The 21059-nt window shown below is 71.5% G+C and carries 22 protein-coding genes; 7 read left to right on the forward strand and 15 right to left on the reverse strand.

Annotated elements, in window-relative coordinates; genetic code table 11:
- Window positions 1-75: 75 nt before the first annotated feature.
- From QMK24_RS03395 to QMK24_RS03410, 4 genes are all read left to right on the forward strand, one after another.
- Entirely contained in the window at window positions 76-1233 is a 1158-nt protein-coding gene (locus tag QMK24_RS03395) for an aminotransferase class V-fold PLP-dependent enzyme (RefSeq protein ID WP_283463542.1), read from the forward strand.
- A 134-nt stretch (window positions 1234-1367) separates the two neighbouring features.
- Window positions 1368-2024 carry an MOSC domain-containing protein gene (locus tag QMK24_RS03400; RefSeq protein ID WP_283463544.1) on the forward strand — a complete coding sequence of 219 codons (657 nt, stop codon included), beginning with the start codon at window positions 1368-1370 and terminating at the stop codon, window positions 2022-2024.
- 10 nt (window positions 2025-2034) lie between these two features.
- Window positions 2035-2817 carry an SDR family NAD(P)-dependent oxidoreductase gene (locus QMK24_RS03405; RefSeq protein ID WP_283463546.1) on the forward strand — a complete coding sequence of 261 codons (783 nt, stop codon included), beginning with the start codon at window positions 2035-2037 and terminating at the stop codon, window positions 2815-2817.
- A gap of 61 nt (window positions 2818-2878) precedes the next feature.
- Window positions 2879-3592, forward strand: a complete 714-nt coding sequence (locus tag QMK24_RS03410) for an ester cyclase (protein WP_283463548.1) — start codon at window positions 2879-2881, stop codon at window positions 3590-3592.
- A gap of 104 nt (window positions 3593-3696) precedes the next feature.
- Here the strand turns inward: QMK24_RS03410 and groL are convergent, their stop codons facing one another.
- Window positions 3697-5322, reverse strand: a complete 1626-nt coding sequence (gene groL, locus QMK24_RS03415) for a chaperonin GroEL (protein ID WP_283463550.1) — start codon at window positions 5320-5322, stop codon at window positions 3697-3699.
- Between the two features lie 108 nt (window positions 5323-5430).
- Window positions 5431-5739 (reverse strand): co-chaperone GroES, encoded by a 309-nt coding sequence (gene groES, locus QMK24_RS03420; RefSeq protein WP_138352939.1) that lies wholly within the window; start codon window positions 5737-5739, stop codon window positions 5431-5433.
- 289 nt (window positions 5740-6028) lie between these two features.
- Between groES and QMK24_RS03425 the strand changes: the two genes are divergently transcribed.
- Window positions 6029-7258, forward strand: coding sequence for a THUMP-like domain-containing protein (locus QMK24_RS03425; RefSeq protein WP_502962498.1), 1230 nt, complete (start codon window positions 6029-6031; stop codon window positions 7256-7258).
- Here QMK24_RS03425 and QMK24_RS03430 read toward each other — a convergent pair.
- The 5 genes from QMK24_RS03430 to tsaB are packed head-to-tail and all read right to left on the reverse strand — an operon-like array spanning window position 7249 to window position 10646.
- Window positions 7249-8100 carry a polysaccharide deacetylase family protein gene (locus QMK24_RS03430; protein WP_283463553.1) on the reverse strand — a complete coding sequence of 284 codons (852 nt, stop codon included), beginning with the start codon at window positions 8098-8100 and terminating at the stop codon, window positions 7249-7251. The genes QMK24_RS03425 and QMK24_RS03430 overlap by 10 nt on opposite strands.
- Before the next feature lie 9 nt (window positions 8101-8109).
- On the reverse strand, window positions 8110-8361 hold the full coding sequence (locus QMK24_RS03435; protein ID WP_283463555.1) for a hypothetical protein: 252 nt from the start codon (window positions 8359-8361) through the stop codon (window positions 8110-8112).
- Window positions 8361-9494, reverse strand: a complete 1134-nt coding sequence (tsaD, locus tag QMK24_RS03440; RefSeq protein ID WP_283463557.1) for a tRNA (adenosine(37)-N6)-threonylcarbamoyltransferase complex transferase subunit TsaD — start codon at window positions 9492-9494, stop codon at window positions 8361-8363. Before tsaD ends, QMK24_RS03435 begins: the two co-directional genes overlap by 1 nt.
- Window positions 9487-9966, reverse strand: a complete 480-nt coding sequence (rimI, locus tag QMK24_RS03445; RefSeq protein WP_283463644.1) for a ribosomal protein S18-alanine N-acetyltransferase — start codon at window positions 9964-9966, stop codon at window positions 9487-9489. Before rimI ends, tsaD begins: the two co-directional genes overlap by 8 nt.
- 17 nt (window positions 9967-9983) lie before the next feature.
- Window positions 9984-10646, reverse strand: a complete 663-nt coding sequence (tsaB, locus tag QMK24_RS03450; RefSeq protein WP_283463559.1) for a tRNA (adenosine(37)-N6)-threonylcarbamoyltransferase complex dimerization subunit type 1 TsaB — start codon at window positions 10644-10646, stop codon at window positions 9984-9986.
- Between the two features lie 151 nt (window positions 10647-10797).
- Here tsaB and QMK24_RS03455 point away from each other — a divergent pair, with 151 nt between their 5' ends.
- Window positions 10798-11355 carry a hypothetical protein gene (locus tag QMK24_RS03455; RefSeq protein ID WP_283463560.1) on the forward strand — a complete coding sequence of 186 codons (558 nt, stop codon included), beginning with the start codon at window positions 10798-10800 and terminating at the stop codon, window positions 11353-11355.
- 34 nt (window positions 11356-11389) lie between these two features.
- Here QMK24_RS03455 and QMK24_RS03460 read toward each other — a convergent pair whose 3' ends face one another.
- The 7 genes from QMK24_RS03460 to glmS form a co-directional block, all read right to left on the reverse strand.
- Window positions 11390-11584, reverse strand: a complete 195-nt coding sequence (locus QMK24_RS03460) for a hypothetical protein (RefSeq protein ID WP_283463562.1) — start codon at window positions 11582-11584, stop codon at window positions 11390-11392.
- 119 nt (window positions 11585-11703) lie between these two features.
- Window positions 11704-12240 (reverse strand): tRNA (adenosine(37)-N6)-threonylcarbamoyltransferase complex ATPase subunit type 1 TsaE, encoded by a 537-nt coding sequence (tsaE, locus tag QMK24_RS03465; protein ID WP_283463563.1) that lies wholly within the window; start codon window positions 12238-12240, stop codon window positions 11704-11706.
- A 30-nt stretch (window positions 12241-12270) separates the two neighbouring features.
- A complete protein-coding gene (locus tag QMK24_RS03470; protein ID WP_283463564.1) occupies window positions 12271-13479 on the reverse strand; it encodes an alpha/beta fold hydrolase in 1209 nt (402 codons plus the stop codon).
- 10 nt (window positions 13480-13489) lie between these two features.
- The gene (gene alr, locus QMK24_RS03475) at window positions 13490-14647 is read right to left on the reverse strand and encodes an alanine racemase (RefSeq protein WP_283463565.1); all 1158 of its coding nucleotides are present in this window, start codon (window positions 14645-14647) and stop codon (window positions 13490-13492) included.
- 79 nt (window positions 14648-14726) lie between these two features.
- Window positions 14727-16181, reverse strand: a complete 1455-nt coding sequence (locus tag QMK24_RS03480) for an NAD(P)H-hydrate dehydratase (RefSeq protein ID WP_283463566.1) — start codon at window positions 16179-16181, stop codon at window positions 14727-14729.
- Between the two features lie 65 nt (window positions 16182-16246).
- A complete protein-coding gene (locus QMK24_RS03485; protein ID WP_283463567.1) occupies window positions 16247-16615 on the reverse strand; it encodes a holo-ACP synthase in 369 nt (122 codons plus the stop codon).
- Complete coding sequence (gene glmS / locus QMK24_RS03490; RefSeq protein WP_283463569.1) at window positions 16612-18459, reverse strand: glutamine--fructose-6-phosphate transaminase (isomerizing); 1848 nt, start codon at window positions 18457-18459, stop codon at window positions 16612-16614. Before glmS ends, QMK24_RS03485 begins: the two co-directional genes overlap by 4 nt.
- A gap of 97 nt (window positions 18460-18556) precedes the next feature.
- Between glmS and coaA the strand changes: the two genes are divergently transcribed.
- Window positions 18557-19552: a type I pantothenate kinase gene (gene coaA / locus QMK24_RS03495; protein WP_283463570.1), complete on the forward strand. Its 996-nt coding sequence runs from the start codon at window positions 18557-18559 to the stop codon at window positions 19550-19552.
- A gap of 86 nt (window positions 19553-19638) precedes the next feature.
- Here the strand turns inward: coaA and glmM are convergent, their stop codons facing one another.
- Window positions 19639-20997 (reverse strand): phosphoglucosamine mutase, encoded by a 1359-nt coding sequence (gene glmM / locus QMK24_RS03500; protein ID WP_283463571.1) that lies wholly within the window; start codon window positions 20995-20997, stop codon window positions 19639-19641.
- Window positions 20998-21059: the final 62 nt, after the last annotated feature.

A 21059-nucleotide genomic window follows, 5' to 3' on the forward strand; every position in this document is an offset into this window, starting at 1 on the left:
ATAAGCGATGCTTGGAGGTACCTCGAAGATATTGGCAATGGACTTTGAGGCCGCGGGACGGCAGGCTCAAGAGGCATGGACTCCCTACTGAGCGCGCCGGACGCGCCGGACGCGCACGACCCGCAGAGTGCACAGGGTGCGCAGAGCGCACCGAGCCTGGGGGGCGACGCGTTCTCCGCGATCGCACCGGGCACGACCTACCTCAATACCGCCTCCGTGGGACTGCCACCCACCCGAACGGCCGAAGCCCTGCGGCTGGCCATCGACGACTGGGCCGCCGGACGGCCCTCCTTCCCGCGGTACGAAGCCGCCGTCGGCGCCGCCCGCGCGTCCTTCGCCCGGCTGCTGGCCACCTCCGTCGAACGGGTCGCCATCGGCTCGACCGTCTCCGGCATCGTCGGAAAGATCGCCGTACAGCTGCCGCCGGGCTCGGAAGTGCTCGTCGCCGACGGCGACTTCAGCTCCCTCGTCAACCCGTTCGCCGCCCGTAAGGACCTGGCCCTCCGCATCGCCCCGCTGGCGGAACTGGCCGGTGCCGTCCGGCCCGGCACCGCGCTCGTCGCCGTCAGCGCCGCCCAATCGGCCGACGGACGCCTCGCCGACCTCCCCGCGATCCGCGCCGCGGCCGCCGCGCACGGCGCCCGCACCCTCATCGACGCCAGCCAGGCCGCCGGATGGCTGCCGCTGTGTGCCGACGACTTCGACTACCTCGTGTGCGGCGCCTTCAAGTGGCTCCTCGGGCCGCACGGCGTCTCCTTCCTCACCGTCCGCCCCGGCGCCGAGGACGGGCTCTCCCCCGCCTTCGCCGGCGGGTACGCCGGCGAGGATCCCTGGGGCGAGTGCTACGGCCCCATCACCGACCTCGCCGCCTCCGCCCGGCAGTTCGACACCTCCCCCGCCTTCCTCGACTTCGTCGCCACCGCCGAGTCGCTCGCGCTCATCGAAGAACTGGGCGTCGACGCCATCCACGCCCACGACGTGGCTCTCGCCGCCAGGTTCCGGGCGGGGGTTTCGGCACTGGGCCACACGCCGATTCCGGCTCGGCCGGGCGGAGGCGGGGCCGACGGCTCGGCCATCGTTGCAGTGCCGGCGCTGCCGGGGGTCGCTGCGGACCGGCTTGCGGGGGCGGGGATCCAGGTCTCCGCGCGGGCGGGGAACCTGCGGTTCTCCTTCCATGTGTACAACTCGTCGGCTGATGTCGACCGGGCGCTGGACGTGCTCGGCGGGATGTGACGGTTCGCCTGCGGCGGGCTTGTGGGGGGGTCCGGCTCGGCTCTCCGCGTGCGGACGGCGGGTGCCGACTTGCTTCCGCCCCTGAGCCATCGGATCCCGGCCCCAAAGCCCGTCGCAGACGTAAGGTGCATTACATGTCGCGACTCCTGTCAGTGAACCTTGCCCGACCGCTTGAGGTCGACTATTCCGATCCCGGGGTCACCGGGATCGACAAGCGTCCCGTCGAGGGCCCGGTGAGCGTGTCCGCGCCCGGTCCGCAGGGTGTGGCGGGCAGCGGGCTGGCGGGGGACGACGTCTTCGACCGGCGTTTTCACGGCGGGGACGACCAGGCGGTGTACGCCTACGCCCGGGAGGACCTCGATGGGTGGGAGACGGAGTTGGGCCGGGCGTTGCCGAACGGTGTGTTCGGGGAGAACCTCACGACGGTCGGCGTGGAGGTGAACGCCGCTCTGATCGGGGAGCGCTGGCGGGTCGGTGAGGTCGTGCTGGAGGTGACCTCGCCCCGGATCCCGTGCCGGACCTTCGCGGAGTGGCTGGACGAGAAGAGCTGGGTGAAGCGCTTCACGCGGGCCGCGCGGCCGGGTCCGTTCCTGCGGGTCGTCGAGCCGGGGTCGGTCCGGGCGGGCGACCCGGTCACCGTGCTGTCGCGGCCCGGGCACGAGGTGACCGTCGAGTTCCTGTTCCGGGCGATGACGACGGAGTCGGAACTGCTGCCGCGGACGCTGGTGGCGATCGATCTGATCAACGCGTCGTACGCGGAGTCGATCCGCAAGCGGCTCGCGGGTAACTAATCTTCACGGCATGACGACTTCACTGATCACCGGAGCGACGGCAGGGATCGGCGCGGCCTTCGCGCGCCGGCTCGCGAGCGACGGGCACGCGCTCGTACTCGTCGCGCGCGACGAGAAGCGGCTGACGGAGTACGCGTCCGAGCTGCGCCAGAGGTACGAGGTACGGGTGGAGGTGCTGGCCGCGGATCTGACGGACGAGGACGGCATCGCGTCGGTCGAGGCCCGGCTCGTGGATCGTGCGCGGCCGGTCGATGTGCTGGTCAACAATGCCGGGTTCGGCAACCGCGGCACCTTTCTCGAGGCTCCGATGGCCGACGAGCTGGCCATGCTGAAGCTGCACTGCGAGGCGGTGCTGCGGCTGACGGGCGCGGCGGCGGGGCCGATGCGGGAGCGGGGCCAGGGCTTCGTGATCAATGTGGCCTCGGTGGCGGCCTTCATGCCGCGCGGCACGTACTCGGCCAGCAAGTCGTGGGTGGTGCGCTTCACGGAGGGGGTCGCGGCCGAACTGACCGGTAGCGGGGTGCGTTTCATGGCCCTGTGCCCGGGGTTCGTGCGGACCGAGTTCCACCAGCGGGCCGGGATGAACGCGGGCAATGTGCCGGACTGGGCCTGGCTGGACGCCGACAAGGTGGTCGCCGCCGCCATCCGGGACCTGGCGGTGGGGAAGACGGTCAGCGTGCCCGACATCCGCTACAAGACGGCGGTCGCGCTGGCGCGGCATCTGCCCAGCCGGTTCTTCAGCGGCGTCTCGACGAAGGCCGGCCGCCGCTACGACCCGAAGGCAAACCGCTAAGTCTACTAAACTGTGTCATGTAGCTCAGATCGGTCATTCGGATCGCTCGCCGGGAGTCACCATGGCATTCGTACAGATCATCGACTGCAAGACCAGCAGGCTCGACGAAATGAACCTGCTCATGGACACATGGGTCGAGAAGACCAAGGGCAAGAGGACCGCCACCCACTCGATGATCGGCAAGGACCGTTCCGACGATTCCCACCTCGTCGAGATCGTCGAGTTCCCGTCCTACGAAGAGGCGATGCGGAACTCGAACATGCCCGAGACCAACCGGATCTTCGAGGAGATGGTGGCGCTCTGTGACGGCGTGCCGACCTTCACCAACCTGGATGTCGTCCGGGACGACCAGCTGAACAAGGCCGTCGCCGGCAGCTTCTTCGAGGTCATCGCCGGCGACAAGGACCTCGCCGGGCTCAGCGGGATACTCACGGCCGACTACATCGACCACGACCCCTACAGCGGGCAGGACGCCCGGGGGATCGAGGGCTTCCGGGAGACGGTCGGCACGTACCAGTCGGGCTTCGACATGGTGTTCACGCTCGACAGTCAGCTGGCCGACGGGGACATGGTGGCCACCCGCTGGACATGGCGGGCAACCCAGACCGGGGAGTTCATGGGCCTCGCGCCGACCAGCAAGCAGGTGGTGGCGACCGGCCAGACGACCCACCGGATGCGCGAAGGCAAGATCGCGGAGTGCTGGTGGAACTACGATCTGCTCGGCATGCTCCAGCAGCTCGGCGCGATCGAGATGCCGCCCGCAATGACCCGGTAGGGCCTGTCCGGCGCGGCACAGCCGAAGGCCCCTGTTCCCGCTCATGAGCGGGAACAGGGGCCTTCTCATGACCCGTGACGGCTACGCCGCCCGGTGTCCTGGCCTCAGTGCGAGTGGCCGTGGCCGCCGTGACCGGCGTCGCCCTCGTCCTCAGCCGGCTTCTCGACGACCAGGGTCTCGGTCGTGAGGAGCAGCGCGGCGATGGAAGCGGCGTTCTCCAGCGCGGAGCGGGTGACCTTGACCGGGTCGATGACGCCGGCCTTCATGAGGTCGCCGTACTCGTTGGTGGCGGCGTTGAAGCCGTGACCGGCCTCCAGCTCCGCGACCTTGGCGGTGATGACGTAGCCCTCGAGGCCGGCGTTCTCCGCGATCCAGCGCAGCGGCTCGACGGCGGCGCGGCGGACGACCGCGACACCGGTGGCCTCGTCGCCCGTCAGGCCGAGGTTGCCCTCGAGGACCTTGACGGCGTGGACGAGAGCGGAGCCACCGCCGGAGACGATGCCCTCCTCGACCGCGGCGCGGGTCGCCGAGATGGCGTCCTCGAGACGGTGCTTCTTCTCCTTGAGCTCAACCTCGGTGGCCGCGCCGACCTTGATGACGCAGACGCCGCCGGCGAGCTTCGCGAGGCGCTCCTGGAGCTTCTCGCGGTCCCAGTCGGAGTCGGTGGACTCGATCTCGGCCTTGATCTGGCCGACACGGCCGTCGATCTCGGCCTTGTCACCGGCACCGTCGACGATGGTGGTGTCGTCCTTGGTGATGGTCACCCGGCGGGCGGTGCCCAGCAGGTCCAGACCGGCGTTCTCGAGCTTGAGGCCGACCTCCTCGGCGATGACGGTCGCACCGGTGAGGGTGGCGATGTCGCCGAGCATGGCCTTGCGGCGGTCACCGAAGCCCGGGGCCTTCACCGCGACGGCGTTGAAGGTGCCACGGATCTTGTTGACGACGAGGGTGGAGAGCGCCTCGCCCTCGACGTCCTCGGCGATGATCAGCAGCGGCTTGGACGCGCCGGCCTGGATGACCTTCTCCAGCAGCGGCAGCAGGTCCTGGATCCCGGAGATCTTGCCCTGGTGGATCAGGATGTACGGGTCGTCGAGGACGGCCTCCATACGCTCCTGGTCGCTGACGAAGTACGGCGACAGGTAGCCCTTGTCGAAGGCCATGCCCTCGGTGAAGTCCAGCTCCAGGCCGAAGGTGTTGGACTCCTCGACGGTGATGACACCGTCCTTGCCGACCTTGTCCATCGCCTCGGCGATGAGCTCGCCGACCTGCTTGTCCTGGGCGGACAGCCCGGCGACGGCCGCGATGTCTTCCTTGCCCTCGATCGCGCGGGCGGTCTTCAGCAGCTCCTCGGAGACAGCCTTGACGGCGGCGTCGATGCCCTTCTTCAGGGCGGCGGGGGAAGCGCCGGCGGCGACATTGCGCAGGCCCTCGCGGACCAGTGCCTGGGCCAGCACGGTGGCGGTGGTGGTGCCGTCACCCGCGATGTCGTTGGTCTTGGTCGCCACCTCCTTCACGAGCTGGGCGCCAAGGTTCTCGTAAGGGTCGTCGAGCTCGACCTCACGGGCGATGGTGACGCCGTCGTTGGTGATGGTCGGCGCGCCGAACTTCTTGTCGATGACGACGTTGCGGCCCTTGGGACCGATCGTCACCTTCACGGTGTCGGCAAGCTTGTTGACGCCACGCTCAAGGGCGCGACGCGCGTCCTCGTTGAACTTAAGGATCTTCGGCACTGCGTCCTACCTCGTCTTTTCCTCGTCAAAGACCAAACCCCGGGCGCCGGGTCTGTAGACACGGATCACCCGGGGAAGGTCACGGCTGCTGCAAGTGATGAAGCAGACCTACTTCTCGATGACCGCGAGAACGTCGCGAGCCGAGAGGACGAGGTACTCCTCGCCGTTGTACTTCACCTCGGTGCCGCCGTACTTGCTGTAGAGCACGACGTCGCCGACGGAAACGTCGAGCGGAAGACGGTTACCGTCCTCGAAGCGGCCCGGGCCCACGGCCAGGACGACGCCCTCCTGGGGCTTCTCCTTGGCGGTGTCCGGGATGACCAGGCCGGAGGCCGTGGTCTGCTCAGCCTCGAGCGCCTGAACCACGATGCGGTCCTCGAGCGGCTTGATGGCAACCTTGCTGCTGGCGGTCGTCACGTTCCGACCTCCCCCTTCAAAGGGCTAACGGGAGTGTCTGTCTGGGTGGCGACGTGGTAGGCCCGTCGTCGCGGGTGCCGGACCTGCCCGTCGCTGTTGTGCTGGCACTCGGCAGTGCTGAGTGCCAGAACCGAGACTAGGACGGCTTTAGCACTCGGTCAAGCGGAGTGCCAACGGAGCGCCGCCGTAACGGTCCCCGCGCGGGTCTCGGTCCGGTCAACGAGCCGCATGTCCCGGCGGTTCCGGCGCCGGTTCCGCCGGTGACCGGGGCCCGCGGAACTGGAGGACAATCGGGGGCGTGGATCTTGACGCGTTCTCCTCACTGCTGGCCCCCGCCGGGCAGGCCCTGCTGGCGTCGCTGCGCGACTACGACCCCGCGCATGAGCTGGCGGAGGCGACCCGGCTGCGGCGCGGGCATCCGGCGGAGCTGGTGTCCGCGGCGCTCGGGCAGGCGCGGCTGCGGCAGCGGGCGGAGGCGAAGTTCGGGGCGGACGCGTACCGGATGTACTTCACACCGGACGGGGTGGAGCAGGCGACGCGCACGGAGGTGGCGGAGTACCGGGCGGAGTCTTTCAAGGGCCTGGGTGTGCGCCGGCTGGCCGATCTGTGCTGCGGGATCGGCGGGGACGCCATCGCGCTGGCGCGGGCCGGGGTGGAGGTGCTGGCGGTCGACAGGGACCCGCTGACGTGCGCGGTCGCCCGGGCCAACGCGGAGTCGCTGGGCCTCGCCGACCTCATCGAGGTGCGGTGCGCGGATGTCACCGAGGTCGCCACGAGCGGCTACGACGCCGTCTTCGTCGACCCGGCCAGGCGCGGCGGCCGGGGCCGCATTTTCGACCCGGAGGCGTACTCCCCGTCGCTGTCCTGGGCCATCGGGGCGGCCCGCGCGGTCCCGCACGCCGCCCTGAAGGTCGCGCCGGGCATCCCGCACGAAGCGGTCCCCGATGACGCCGGGGTGGAGTGGATCTCGTACCGGGGGGACGTGAAGGAGGGTGTGCTGTGGTTCGGGAAGAACCCCGGCTCGGTGAGCGCGACCCTGCTGCCGGCCGCCGCCACGCTGTGGACCGGCACCCCGCTCCCCGACCCGCCCGTCGGGCCGGTCGGCCGGTACCTCTACGAGCCGGACGGTGCGGTGATCCGCGCGCATCTGGTCGCGGAGGTGGCGGAGCAGGTCGGCGGGCGGCTGATCGACGAGACGATCGCATACGTCACCGCCGACGAGCTGCGGCCGACCCCGTTCGCGACGGCGTACGAGATCACCGACGTGATGCCGTTCAACCTGAAGAAGTTCAGGACGCTGCTGCGGGAGCGCGGGATCGGCGTCCTGACGGTGAAGAAGCGCGGCTCGGCCGTCGAGCCCGAGGAGCTGCGCCGGAAGATCAAACTCCAGGGACCCCACTCGGCGACCGTCATCATGACGCGCGTCGCGGGCGCCCCGACGATGCTCATCGGGGGCCCGGCGCCGGTGGTCCGTACGCCGGCCCGCCCGGTCGATCAGCCCGCGGCCGATCAGACGTAGTCCTCCAGCCGGGCCACGGTGAAGCCCTGGTCGGAGATCATGCGCAGCATGTTGGCGGTCATCTCCGTCATCGAGGTGCCCTTGAGCTCCGACGGGCCGCGGAAGTGGGCCAGGATGATGTCACCGGGGTGCAGCTTCTTGTCCCCGCGCTGGTACTGCATGCCCTTGATCTGCATCGATTCGCGCCACAGGATGATCGCCTGCGGGCCGCAGGCCTTGACGGCGGTGCGGGTGTCCTCGTTCCAGTTGCCGTAGGGCGGGCGGAAGAGGTGGGGCGTGGTGCCGTACTCCGCCTTGAGCTTCGTCTGCTGGGTGCATATCTCGTGGCGCTGGGCGGATTCGGACTCGGTCCGCAGGTTCGGGTGGCTCAGCGTGTGGTTCTGTATCGCGTTGCCGAGCTCCTGGAGCGGCTTGAAGTAGCCGTAGTCGCTCCGGATGATGTCGTCGGTCAGGAACATCGTGAAGGGGACCTTCAGCTCGCGCATCATGGTCACGAACTTCGGGTCCTTCTCCGCGCCGTCGTCGAAGGTGACGAAGACGATCTTCTCCCTGGTGGGTATGTCACTGACCACCGGCGGCGCACCGGAGCCCGTTCTGACCGGCTTCGTCTTCGGCGCGGCCGGGGCCTGCGCCATCGGCTTGATCTTCCACTTGCGGAACGCGTCGGCGGTACCGGACGTGTCGTCCGGCCCGCCCGGCGCGGTGCTCCCGTCCGACGACGGAGCGGCGGAGGGACCCGTTCCCGATGCCGTCGGGGCGGCGTTCGGCGAGGACGAGCCCGCCGAGCACCCCGTGGCGAGCAAGAGACCGGAAAGGATCAGTCCTGCCGCTTTTCTGCGCATATGTGAACCCTATGCTGTTCGTTCAAAACGCCATCTGTGTACTGAACGATGCAGAAAAGCGGCCGGGGGTTCCGCCAGTTCGGGCAGATCGGCCTCGTAGGGCGCGTCCCACCAGGTGATGACGAGCACCCGGTCCCCCGGTGCGGTGAAGTGCTCGCGGCGCAACGGGGTCCCCGTCAGCTCCTGGGCCCGGACCCACTCGAGCAGCTCGGGACCGCGCCCCTCGGCGGCCCGGGCCTCCCACATCAGGGCGACGGTCATCAGTAGAGGTTGTCCTTGCTCAGCTCGTGCACATGATCGTGGTGCTCATGCTGGTGCTGGTGAGCGGGCTGGGGCGGGTGCTCATGGGTGTGGCCGGGTACCGAGACCTCGGTGACGGGCAGCGAGGAATCGGCCGGCAGGTCCCAGGTCGACGACGGCCGGTTCCTGGCCACCATCTCCGCGCCGAGGGCCGCGACCATCGCGCCGTTGTCCGTGCACAGTTCACGCCGCGGCACCCGTAGCACGATGCCCGCGTCCCCGCAGCGCTCCTGCGCCAGTGAGCGCAGCCGGGAGTTCGCCGCGACGCCGCCGCCGATCATCAGATGGTCCACGCCGTTGTCCTTGCAGGCCCGGATCGCCTTCCGGGTCAGCACGTCCACCACCGCCTCCTGGAACGACGCGGCCACATCCGCGACCGGCACGTCCACACCGTCCCGGCGCTGGGCCTCGACCCAGCGCGCGACGGCCGTCTTCAGCCCGGAGAACGAGAAGTCGTACGGGGCGTCGCGCGGGCCGGTGAGCCCGCGCGGGAACCTGATGGCCTTCGGGTCGCCCTCGCGTGCGTACCGGTCGATCGCGGGACCGCCGGGAAAGCCGAGGCCCAGCACCCGGGCGACCTTGTCGAACGCCTCGCCCGCCGCATCGTCGATGGTCGAGCCCAGTGGCCGCACATCGTTGGTGATGTCCGGCGCGAGCAGCAGCGACGAGTGCCCGCCGGACACCAGCAGCGCCATCGTCGGCTCGGGCAGCACGCCGTGTTCCAGCTGGTCCACGCAGATGTGCGAGGCGAGGTGGTTGACGCCGTAGAGCGGCTTGCCGAGCGCGTACGCGTACGCCTTGGCGGCGCTCACGCCCACCAGCAGCGCGCCGGCGAGCCCGGGTCCCGCGGTGACGGCGATGCCGTCGAGGTCGCTCGCCGCGACCCCCGCCTCCTTCAGGGCGCGCTGGATCGTGGGGACCATCGCCTCCAGGTGGGCCCGGCTGGCGATCTCGGGCACCACACCGCCGTACCGCGCGTGGTCGTCGACGCTGGACGCCACCGCGTCGGCGAGCAGGGTGTGCCCGCGGACGATGCCGACACCGGTCTCGTCGCAGGAGGTCTCGATGCCGAGGACAAGCGGCTCGTCAGCCATCAGTAGTGGTTCCTTGTACGGTGGAAGGGTCGGTCATTCGCATCACGAGCGCATCGACGCTGCCCGGCTGGTAGTAGCCCTTGCGGAAGCCGATCGGCTCGAAGCCGAAGCGCTCGTAGAGCCGTTGGGCACGAGTGTTGTCGACACGGACCTCGAGCAGCACCTCGTGGCACTCGAAGGCGGTGGCCTGGTGCATCAGGTCGGCGAGCAGCCGGGCGCCGAGGCCGGTGCCCCAGTGATCGCGGACGGCGGCTATGGTCTGCACATCGCCCGTCCCGGCGATCGCTGCCAGTCCGGCGTAGCCGACCAGGCGGTTCTGCTGTGCGGTGTCCTCGGCCACGATGTAATGGCGGGTCGCCAGCGGGTGGCGGGCGTCGGCCAGCTCGGACCAGAACATGCCGCGCGACCAGGCGTCGTCCGGGAAGAGGTCCAGCTCCAGCTCCATCACCCGGTCCAGGTCCCACCAGCGCATCTCGCGCAGTGTCACCGTCACTTGGGCAGGACCGCCTTGTAGCCGGCCGGCACCTGCGCGTCGGGCCGCCGCAGGTACATCGGCAGCGGGGGCGCGAACCGTACGCCCTCCGCGAGCCGTAGGGCGGCGAGCGCGGCCAGCGCGGCGGCGGACTGGTGCTCCGGCGCGCGCACGTCCGCGAAGACCGCCGGATACAGGGCGGCTCCGGCGCCGACGGCGGGCAGGCCCGCGACGGTCTGCGCGATCTCGTCCGGCCGGTCGACGGCGGGCTCGGTCACCCGCTCGCGCGGGCTGTCGTAGCGCGCCCAGTACACCTCTTTGCGGCGGGCGTCGGTGGCCACCACGAAGGGGCCGTCGACCCCGGCCTGCCCGGCTGCGTACGCGATCCCGTCGAGCGTGCAGATGCCGTGCACCGGCACTCCGAGCGCGTCCCCGAACGCGGCGGCGGTCACCAGGCCCACCCGCAGCCCGGTGTAAGGCCCAGGCCCGGTCCCGACGACGATGCCGGTCACCTCGCCGATCGAGGCCCCGGCCTCGGTCAGCACCCGGTCGACGGCCGGCATCAGGAGTTCTCCGTGCCGCCGCGCGTCGACGACCGTCGATTCGGCGAGCACCCGCCGGCCGTCGTACAGCGCGGCGGTCACAGCGGGAGTGGCGGTATCAAAAGCAAGCAGAAGCACGGTGACAGCCTACGGCCCCGTCCGGCCCCCGTCCGGCCCCCGCCCGGCTCCAACACCGGGCCGCCCGGCGCCTGAGGGCAGGGTCATGCGGCGGGCCCGGCTGCTAACGTCGACCACAGCCCGCAAACCCCTCCGGAGGAGCGAACCAACCGTGGCAAGGATCGGGTCGGGGACCCTCGTGACAGGCCTTACCGCGGCCGCGCTCGCCGTCATCGCCGTACTGGCCGTCCAGGCCTCCGGTTCCGCGGCCGACCATCCCGTACGGGCCCGGCCGTCGGCCTCCGCCTCCACCGCGCCCTCGACGAAGGCGCCCCCGCCCGCCAAGGCGCCGGCGCTGCCCGCGAACACCGGCAGCGGCAAGCGGGTCGTCTACGGGCTGGCGGCGAAGCGGGTGTGGCTGGTGGACGCCAACGACAAGGTGCTGCGCGCGTACGTCGTCGCGCCGGGCAGCGTCGATCCAGTTCCCGGCCGTTACAAGGTCACCTCGCGCACCGCGCGCGGCACCGGCGGCGACGGGATCCCGATCGAGCACGTGGTGCGGTTCGCGACCGTCGGCAATACGGTCATCGGCTTCAGCTCGGCGGTGGACGCCTCGATGCCGAGCCCCGACCCGCAGAAGAAGACCGGCGGCATCCGGGAGACTCCGGCCGACGGTGACGAGCTGTGGAAGCTCGCGGTGATCGACACGAGGGTCGTCGTCGTCCGCTGATTCCATCATTCGGGTGAGTGGCGCAGTTGCGCCGTTACGCGGCGTCGCGGCGTTCACCAGCGGTCTCGTCCGGTGGGGTGCATACGGCGGTGGCCGCCAGGCCCGCCGCCAGCAGCTCGCTCATCGACGGCAGCGCGGGAACGACGGGAACCGGGGGGACAGCGGGGGGCTTGGGCGCCGACGCGTCCGCGCGGGCGTCCGGCGCGTCCGTAGTGCCATGAGCCGGCATGCGTGCCTCCTGAGGGAATGTAGGCAGCCTCGACCAACATCTGCACTCCCATGCGACCACGCCGGGGCGCCCCCGCGCAACATCTTCCCGACACGTTGTCGGAATACCGCCCCGGAGGGCTATGCCCCGAGCGGTGAGAGGTCCTGGTTCGCCCAGCGCCGGCCGACGCCGGTGACCGTCACCTCGCGTACGTCGTCGGCGTCCTCGTCCAGCCCGACCGCGCCGACCGACCGTGCGATGACGACCTGCAGCCGGGCCTCGGACAGCTCCTCGACCTTGCCCTCGCCCCACTCCACGACGACCACCGACTCCGGCAGCGACACGTCGAGGTCGAGGTCCTCCATCTCGTCGAGCCCGCCGCCCAGCCGGTACGCGTCCACATGCACCAGCGCGGGCCCGCCGCTCAGCGACGGATGGACCCGTGCGATCACGAAGGTCGGCGAGGTCACCGCCCCCCGCACCCCCAGGCCCTCCCCGAGCCCGCGGGTCAGCGTCGTCTTCCCCGCGCCCAGTTCGCCGCTCAGCAGCACCAGGTCGCCGGGCAGCAGCAGAGCGGCGAGATCGCGGCCCAACTCCCGCATACGGTCGGGGGTCCTGACCGTGACTCGGACGGATACGGGGTCGTCAGCGGTGTGCTGACCGTGCAGCGGTTCCATGTCCGCGAATGCTACGCGGAGCGGCGGAGGCTATGCCTCCTGCACCTCCGGCAGCGCCAGTTCCCTGACCGCCTGCGGCAGCGGGGCCTGGACCGCGTCCGCCGCGCGGGCCAGCAGCGCGGCCAGCTGACCGTTCACGAGCTCCGGGTACTCCAGCATCACCAGATGGCCGGCGTTCCTGACGATTACCAGTTCCGCGGCGGGCAGCCGCTCCGCGATGTCCGCGCTGTGGTCGCTCGGCGTCAGGAGGTCCGTGTCCCCGGCCAGCACGAGCGCGGGCTTGCCGTCCAGTACGGCCAGCGCGTCCGCCTTCTCGTGCTGTATGAACGCCGGGTAGAACTCGGCGACGACATCGATCGTCGTCCCCTCGATCAGCCGCTCCGCGAACCGGGCCACCGACGCGTCGACGTCCGAGGCGAACGAGTACCGCTTGATGATCCCGGCGAAGAGGTCCGCGGTGGCCCGCCGCCCGCGCTCCACCAGATCCACCTGCGTGCCGAGTATCCGCAGCACGCTGGGCGCCAGCACCCGGAACGCCCGCGCCCCGGCCGCCGGGAGACCCATCGTCATCGCGCCCAGCTTGCCCGCCGACGTGCCGACGAAGACCACGCCGGCCACCCGCGCGGTCACCAGCTCGGGGAACTGGTCGGCCAGCGCCATGATCGTCATGCCGCCCATCGAGTGCCCGACCAGCACCAGCGGGCCGCTCGGCGCGACGGCGTCAAGCACCGCCTTGAGGTCGCGGCCGAGCTGGTCGATCGTGGCGGGCTTCCCCTCGAGCTGGTCACGGCCGCGCTCGGAACGCCCGTGGCTGCGCTGGTCCCAGTACACAGCCCGGACACTGCCGCGCAGGGCCGCGCGCTGGAAGTGCCAGGCGTCCTGGTTGAGGCAGTAGCCATGGCAGAAGACGACGGTGAGCGGCTCGGGCGCGCCGGTCCGCTTGAAGATGCCGGTCCAGCCGCGGCGCTGGGCCACCGGCGGCTCCACGACGTCCTCGACCTCGTAGTACAGCTCGGTGCCGTCCTCCGCCGCCACGGTGCCTGGACGGCCGCGCAGGGCTCCGTACGGCCCGGCCGCGTCCAGCGCGAGGCGCGCCTTCCTGCGCATGCCGCGGCCGACGGTCAGCCGCTCCAGCGCGACGCCCGCGGCGGCGCCTGCCGCCACCACGCCGATCGCCGCACCGACGAAGCCGGCCTGCTTGCCGGCCCGCTCCCACTTCGCTCCGCTGTCCATGGTCATCGTGTTCCCGCTACTCCCCTGGTACGCGTCCCCCGTTATCGACATAGACGCGCGGCACCCGGGTCCCGATCCGCGTGACGATCTCGTATGCGATGGTGCCGGCGGCCCGCGCCCAGTCCTCCGCGGTCGGCTCGCCCCGGTCACCCGGCCCGAACAGTACTGCCTCGTCGCCCGGCTGGGCGGCGTCACCCCCCAGGTCGACGACGAACTGGTCCATCGCGATCCGGCCCGCCACCGTCCGCAACTTACCCGCGACCAGGACGGGACCGGTGCCCGACGCGTGCCGTGGGACGCCGTCCCCGTATCCCAGGGGAACCAGCGCCAGGGTCGTATCGCCCGGAGTGATGTAGTGGTGGCCGTAACTGACCCCGTGGCCGCCCGGCACATGCTTCACCGACGCCAGCCGCGCGGCCAGCGTCATCACCGGCCGCAGCCCGAAGTCGGCCGGGCCGCCGAGCTGCGGCACCGGCGAGATCCCGTACATCGCGACCCCGGTCCTGACGAGGTCGAAGTGGGACTCCGGGAGTGTCAGCGTGCCCGGTGAGTTCGCCATGTGGCGCACCTCGGGGTCCAGCCCGGCGGCCGCCGCGCCGGCCAGCGCGGTGTGGAACGCCGCCAGTTCCGCGGCGATCGACGGATGCCCCGGCTCGTCGGCGCAGGAGAAGTGCGACCAGATCCCGGTGACCTTGATCAGCCCGTCGGTCTCGGCCGCCCGGGCGGCGGCGGTCAGCTCCGGCCAGTCGGCCGGCTGGCAGCCGTTACGGCCCAGGCCGGTGTCCGCCTTCAACTGCACCCTGGCCGTGCGGCCCGAGAGCCGGGCCGCCTCGCACACCCCGCGCAGCGCCCACAGGGCGCTCACCGTCACATCGATGTCCGCCTCGACCGCGGCCCGCCACGGCCCGCCGGGCGTCCACAGCCAGCACAGCAGCCGGCCGCCGACCCCGGCGGCGCGCAACGCCAGCGCCTCCTCGGGCGTGGCGGTCCCGAGCCACGTCGCCCCGGCCTCCAGCGCCGCCCGCGCACACGGCACCATCCCGTGCCCATAGGCATCCGCCTTGACCACGGCCATCATCCCGGCCCCGGGAGCACACGCCCGCAGAGCCGCCACATTCGCCCGGAGCGCGGTCAGATCGATCTCCGCCCAGGCACGCATCGCAGTGTCGTCCATCCCGCCCAGTGTCTCAGGCCGGCGCCCTCATTCCCGTCACCGTGATCGCACGGGTCTACGTACCGTGATCTCGTACGTCTCAGTCGCCGGCCACCTGACGCCAGGCCGCCGGGAGGTTGGCGGCGATGTCCTGGGCGGAGATGGGGGCGCCGGTGGCGGCGAGGCGGGCGGAGAGGCCGTGAAGGTGGGCGCCTGCGGAGGCGGCGTCGCGGGGGGCGAGGCCGGCGGCTAGGAGGGAGCCGGTCAGGCCGGAGAGGACGTCACCGCTGCCGGCGGTGGCGAGCCAGGACGTGCCCGTCGGGTTGACGCGGACCGGGACGGCCGGGTCCGGGTCGGCGACGAGGGTCGTCGAGCCCTTGAGGAGCACCGTCGCGCCGTAGAGCCCGGCGAGCTGCCGCACGGCGGAGAGCCGGGTCGCCTCGACCTCCTCCCGGGGCCGCCCCAGCAGCGCCGCCGCCTCCCCCGCATGGGGGGTGAGCACGGTGGCCGCCGACCGCGCGCGGACCTGTTCGCGGGAGATCAGGCGGAGCCCGTCCGCGTCGACGAGGACGGGGACGTCCGACGCGAGGACGTCGTCGACGGACTTCCGCGCGTCCGGGCCGTCGCCGAGCCCCGGCCCGACCACCCACGCCTGGACGCGGCCCGCGTGGGACGGCGGTCCCGTCGAGACGAGCGTCTCGGGGAAGCGGGCCAGCACGGCCTCCCCGCCCTGCCCGACGTACCGCACCGCGCCCGCGCCGCCCCGCAGCGCGCCCGCGACCGCGAGGACGGCCGCGCCCGGGTAGCGGTCGGAGCCGGCGACCACGCCGACGACTCCGCGCCGGTACTTGTCGCTCTCGGTGGCCGGGACCGGCAGCAGCGCGGCGACGTCCGCGAACTGCAGGGCTTCGAGCGCCGGGGCCGGGAGGTCCGGGCCGAGGCCGATGTCGATGAGGCGCAGCGCTCCGACATACCCGGCCGCCGGGTCGATCAGCAGTCCCGGCTTGTAGGTGCCGAAGGTGACGGTGAGGTCGGCGCGCACGGCTGGGCCGTGGACCTCGCCGGTCCCGGCGTCGACACCGCTCGGCAGGTCGACGGCGACGACGGCGGCACGGGAGGCGCGCGCGGCCTCGGCCAGCGGCACGGCCGCCGGCCGCAGCCCGCCCTGGCCGCCGATGCCGACGATCCCGTCGAGGACCAGATCGGCACCTGCGATCAGCGGCAGCGCCGCGTCGGAGTCGGCGCTCACCGTCCGGCCGCCCGCATCCCGCAGCGCGGCCAGCCCGGCGCCGTGCGCGCGGTCCGGCGCGAGCAGTACGGCGGTGACCGCGGCGCCGCGCCGGGCGAGGCGGGCGCCCGCGTACAGGGCGTCGCCCCCGTTGTCGCCGCTGCCGATCAGCAGCACCACGCGGGCGCCGTAGACGCGGCCGAGCAGCCCGGCGCAGGCGGCCGCCAGCCCGGTGGCGGCCCGCTGCATGAGCGTGCCCCCGGGCAGCCGCGCCATGAGGGCGTGTTCCGCCGCCCGGACGGTCTCGACGGTGTGTGCGTGCCGCATACGCGGTCCTCTCCGTTCCGTGCGCCCGCGGCGCGAAGGTGTGTGCCCACCACTGGTGCCGCGCGTCACCCCTCCGCGATCACCACCGCGGACGCGATCCCGGCGTCGTGGCTGAGCGAGACGTGCCACACCCGCACCCCCAGTTCGGCCGCCCGCCGGGCGACCGTTCCGGTGACCGTGAGCCGCGGCCGGCCGGAGTCCTCCGTCGTCACCTCGGCGTCGAGCCAGACGAGTCCGGCCGGGGCGCCGAGCGCCTTGGCCAGGGCTTCCTTGGCGGCGAAGCGGGCCGCGAGGGAGGCGATGCCGCGCCGGTCGCCGCCCGGCAGCAGCAGTTCGTCCTTGGTGAAGAGCCGGTCGGCGAGACCCGGTGTGCGTTCGAGGGACGCGGCGAAGCGCTCGATCTCGGCGACGTCGATCCCGACTCCGATGATCATTCGACGGTCACCGACTTGGCGAGGTTCCGCGGCTGGTCGACCTCGTTGCCGCGGGCCGTGGCGAGTTCGCAGGCGAAGACCTGCAGCGGCACGGTGGCGACGAGCGGCTGCAGCAGCACCGGGGTCCGCGGGATGCGGATCAGGTGGTCGGCGTACGGCACGACCGCCTCGTCGCCCTCCTCGGCGATCACGATGGTGCGGGCGCCACGGGCCCGGATCTCCTGGATGTTGGACACGATCTTGTCGTGGAGCACCGACCGCCCGCGCGGCGACGGCACCACCACGACCACCGGCAGGTCCTTCTCGATGAGCGCGATCGGCCCGTGTTTGAGCTCGCCCGCCGCGAACCCCTCGGCGTGCATGTACGCCAGTTCCTTGAGCTTGAGCGCGCCCTCCAGGGCGACCGGGTAACCGACGTGCCGCCCCAGGAACAGCACGGTGTTCTTGTCCTTCAGCGAGCGGGCGAGCTCCCGCACCGGCTCCATCGTCTCCAGCACCTGCTCGACCTGGGTGGAGATCTCCGACAGCTCACGGATCACCCCGGTGATCTCGTCACCCCACTTGGTGCCGCGCACCTGCCCCAGGTACAGGGCGACCAGATAGCAGGCGACGACCTGGGTCAGGAACGCCTTCGTCGAGGCGACGGCGACCTCCGGCCCGGCGTGGGTGTACAGCACGGCGTCGGACTCGCGCGGGATCGTCGAGCCGTTCGTATTGCAGATGGCGAGCACCTTGGAGCCCTGCTCACGGGCGTGCCGCAGCGCCATCAGGGTGTCCATGGTCTCGCCGGACTGACTGATCGCGACGACGAGCGTCCGCTGGTCAAGGATCGGGTCCCGGTACCGGAACTCGCTCGCGAGCTCGACCTCGCACGGCACCCGCGTCCAGTGCTCTATGGCGTACTTGGCGATCATCCCGGCATGGAACGCCGTCCCGCACGCCACGATCACGATCTTGTCGATCTCGCGCAGCAGCCGGTCCGGCATCCGCAGCTCGTCGAGGGTCAGCCGGCCGTCCGTCCCGATGCGTCCCAGCAGTGTGTCGGCGACGGCCTTCGGCTGCTCGGCGATCTCCTTGAGCATGAAGTAGTCGTAGCCGCCCTTCTCGGCGGCCGAGACGTCCCAGTCGACGTGGTACGGCCGCACCTCGGCCGGCTTGCCCTCGAAGTCGGTGACCGTCACGGTGTCCCGGCGCAGCTCGACGACCTGGTCCTGGCCCAGCTCGATCGCCTCACGGGTGTACGCGATGAAGGCGGCGACATCCGACGCCAGGAAGTTCTCCCCCTGGCCGACGCCCACCACCAGCGGCGAGTTGCGGCGTGCCCCGACCACCACATCCGGTTCGTCCGCGTGCACCGCGACCAGGGTGAACGCCCCGTCCAGCCGCCGGCACACCTGCCGCATCGCCTCGGCCAGGTCCGCCGACGAGGAGAACTGCTCGGCGAGCAGATGCGCCACGACCTCGGTGTCGGTCTCGGACTCCAGCGCGTGGCCGCGCTCGGCGAGCTCCGCCCGCAGCGCGGCGAAGTTCTCGATGATGCCGTTGTGGACCACCGCGACCCTTCCCGCGTTGTCCAGGTGCGGATGGGCGTTCAGATCCGTCGGGCCGCCATGGGTCGCCCATCGCGTGTGCCCGATCCCGGTGCTGCCGGCCGGCAGCGGCTGCCCCTCCAGCAGCTCCTCCAGATTGGCGAGCTTGCCGGCCTTCTTCGCGGCGGCCAGCCCTCCGTCGGCGAGCACGGCGATACCCGCCGAGTCATAGCCGCGGTACTCCAGCCGCCGCAGCCCGGCGACAACGACATCGAGGGCCGACCGGCCGCCCGCATACCCAACGATTCCGCACATGCCCGCCACCTTATGGCCGTACCGCCCCGCCGTCCCAGAGGCCCTCCGGGGTCCTCGACGGGGCCCCGAGGTGAGGCGGGCGCAGCGCGGCAGCACAATGGGCCGTGTGCCGACCACCGATCAGCAGCCGCGCCGACGCGCCGAGATCAGCCCGTACGTGGACCTCAGCCGCTCGGAGTGGAGCGCGCTGCGGGACCGGACGCCCCTGCCGCTGACCGCCGACGAGGTGGAGCGGCTGCGGGGCCTGGGCGATGTCATCGACCTGGAGGAGGTCGTGGACGTCTATCTGCCGCTGTCCCGGCTGCTCAATCTGTATGTGGGCGCCCACAGCGGTCTGCGGGGCGCGCTGAACACCTTCCTGGGCGACGCGGGGAACGGGCAGGGCGAGCAGCCGGGCACACCGTTCGTGATCGGCGTGGCGGGGAGCGTCGCGGTCGGGAAGTCGACCACCGCCCGCATCCTGCGGGCGCTGCTGGCCCGCTGGCCGGAGCACCCGCGCGTGGAGCTGGTGACCACCGACGGATTTCTGCTGCCCAACGCCGAACTGCACCGCCGCGGCCTGATGTCGCGCAAGGGCTTCCCCGAGTCCTACGACCGGCGGGCCCTGACCCGCTTCGTCGCCGATGTGAAGGCGGGCAAGGACGAGGTGACCGCGCCCGTCTACTCCCACCTGATCTACGACATCGTCCCCGGGGAGCGCCTGACGGTGCGCCGGCCCGACATCCTCATCGTCGAGGGCCTGAACGTGCTCCAGCCGGCGCTGCCCGGCAAGGACGGCCGCACCCGCGTCGGCCTGGCCGACTACTTCGACTTCAGCGTCTACGTCGACGCCCGTACCGAGGACATCGAGCAGTGGTACCTCGGCCGCTTCCGCAAGCTCCGCGAGACGGCCTTCCAGAACCCCTTCTCGTACTTCCGCAAGTACACCCAGGTCTCGGAGACCGAGGCGCTCGACTACGCCCGGCTGATGTGGCGGACCGTCAACAAGCCCAACCTTCAGCAGAATGTGCTGCCGACGCGCAGCCGCGCCACGCTGGTGCTGCGCAAGGGCCCGCAGCACAAGGTCCAGCGGCTGTCGCTGCGCAAACTCTGAACCGCCCCTGAAACCAGGCGTGCGCCGTCCCCCCCCCGATATCGGCAGCACGGCAGCACGGCAAACCGGCCGGCGGCCGAAGCCGCTCAGCCCAGCGTGGACTTGACCACATCGGCGAGCCGGCCGGCGACCGAGCGGGCGTGGTCGATGTCGGCGGCCTCGACCATGACGCGGACCAGCGGCTCGGTGCCGGAGGAGCGCAGCAGGACCCGGCCGGTGGTGCCGAGTTCACGCTCGGCCTCGGCAACCGCGGCCGTGAGCTCGGGGGTGGAGTGCACCCGGCTCTTGTCGACGTCGGGAACATTGACCAGCACCTGCGGGAGCCGCTGCATGACGCCGGCCAGGTCGGCCAGCGTGCGGCCGGTGGCGGCGACGCGGGCGGCCAGCATGAGGCCGGTCAGCGTGCCGTCGCCGGTGGTGGCGTGGTCGAGGATGATCACGTGGCCGGACTGTTCGCCGCCCAGCGCGTAGCCGTGCTCCTTCATCGACTCCAGGACGTACCGGTCGCCGACCGCCGTCTCGACGAGGTGGATCCCCTCGCGTTCCATCGCCAGCTTGAAGCCGAGGTTGGACATGACGGTGCCGACCACGGTGTTCTCGCGCAGACCGCCCTGCTCGCGCAGACCGAGGGCGAGTACGGCCAGGATCTGGTCGCCGTCCACCTCATTGCCCGCGCCGTCGACGGCCAGGCAGCGGTCCGCGTCGCCGTCGTGGGCGATGCCGAAGTCCGCGCCGTGCTCGACGACGGCGGCCTTGAGCAGGCCGAGGTGGGTGGAGCCGCAGCCGTCGTTGATGTTGAGGCCGTCGGGCTGGGCACCGATCGTGATGATCTCGGCGCCGGCCCGGGAGAACGCCTCGGGGGACACCCGGGCGGCGGCGCCGTGCGCCTCGTCCAGGACGATCTTCAGTCCGTCGAGCCGGTTGGGCAGCACACCCATGAGGTGCGCGACGTACTGGTCGAAGCCCTCGTCGTACTCCCGCACGCGGCCGACGCCGGAACCGGTCGGCCGGTCCCAGGGCTCACCCGCGCGGTGCGTCTCGTAGAGCTTCTCGATGCGGTCCTCAAGCACGTCGTCGAGCTTGTGGCCGCCGCGGGCCAGGAACTTGACACCGTTGTCCGGCATCGCGTTGTGGCTCGCGGAGAGCATCACGCCGAGGTCGGCACCCAGCGCGCCGGTGAGATACGCCACCGCGGGGGTGGGCAGCACACCGACCCGCAGGACGTCCACGCCCGCACTCGCCAGACCGGCCACGATGGCGGCCTCCAGGAACTCCCCCGAAGCACGCGGATCGCGCCCGACCACGGCCACCGGCCGATGGCCCTGGAACGAACCTGCCTCAGCGAGCACATGCGCCGCCGCCACCGACAGGCCCAGCGCCAGCTCGGCCGTCAGGTCCGCGTTCGCGACGCCGCGCACGCCGTCCGTGCCGAAGAGTCGTCCCACAGTTATTCCTCCGAGTATGGGAGCCATGGGCGTTACCGACAGGTATACGCCCTGGGCGGTAA

It is taken from the genome of Streptomyces sp. PH10-H1 (assembly GCF_030063355.1).
Lineage (GTDB): Bacteria > Actinomycetota > Actinomycetes > Streptomycetales > Streptomycetaceae > Actinacidiphila.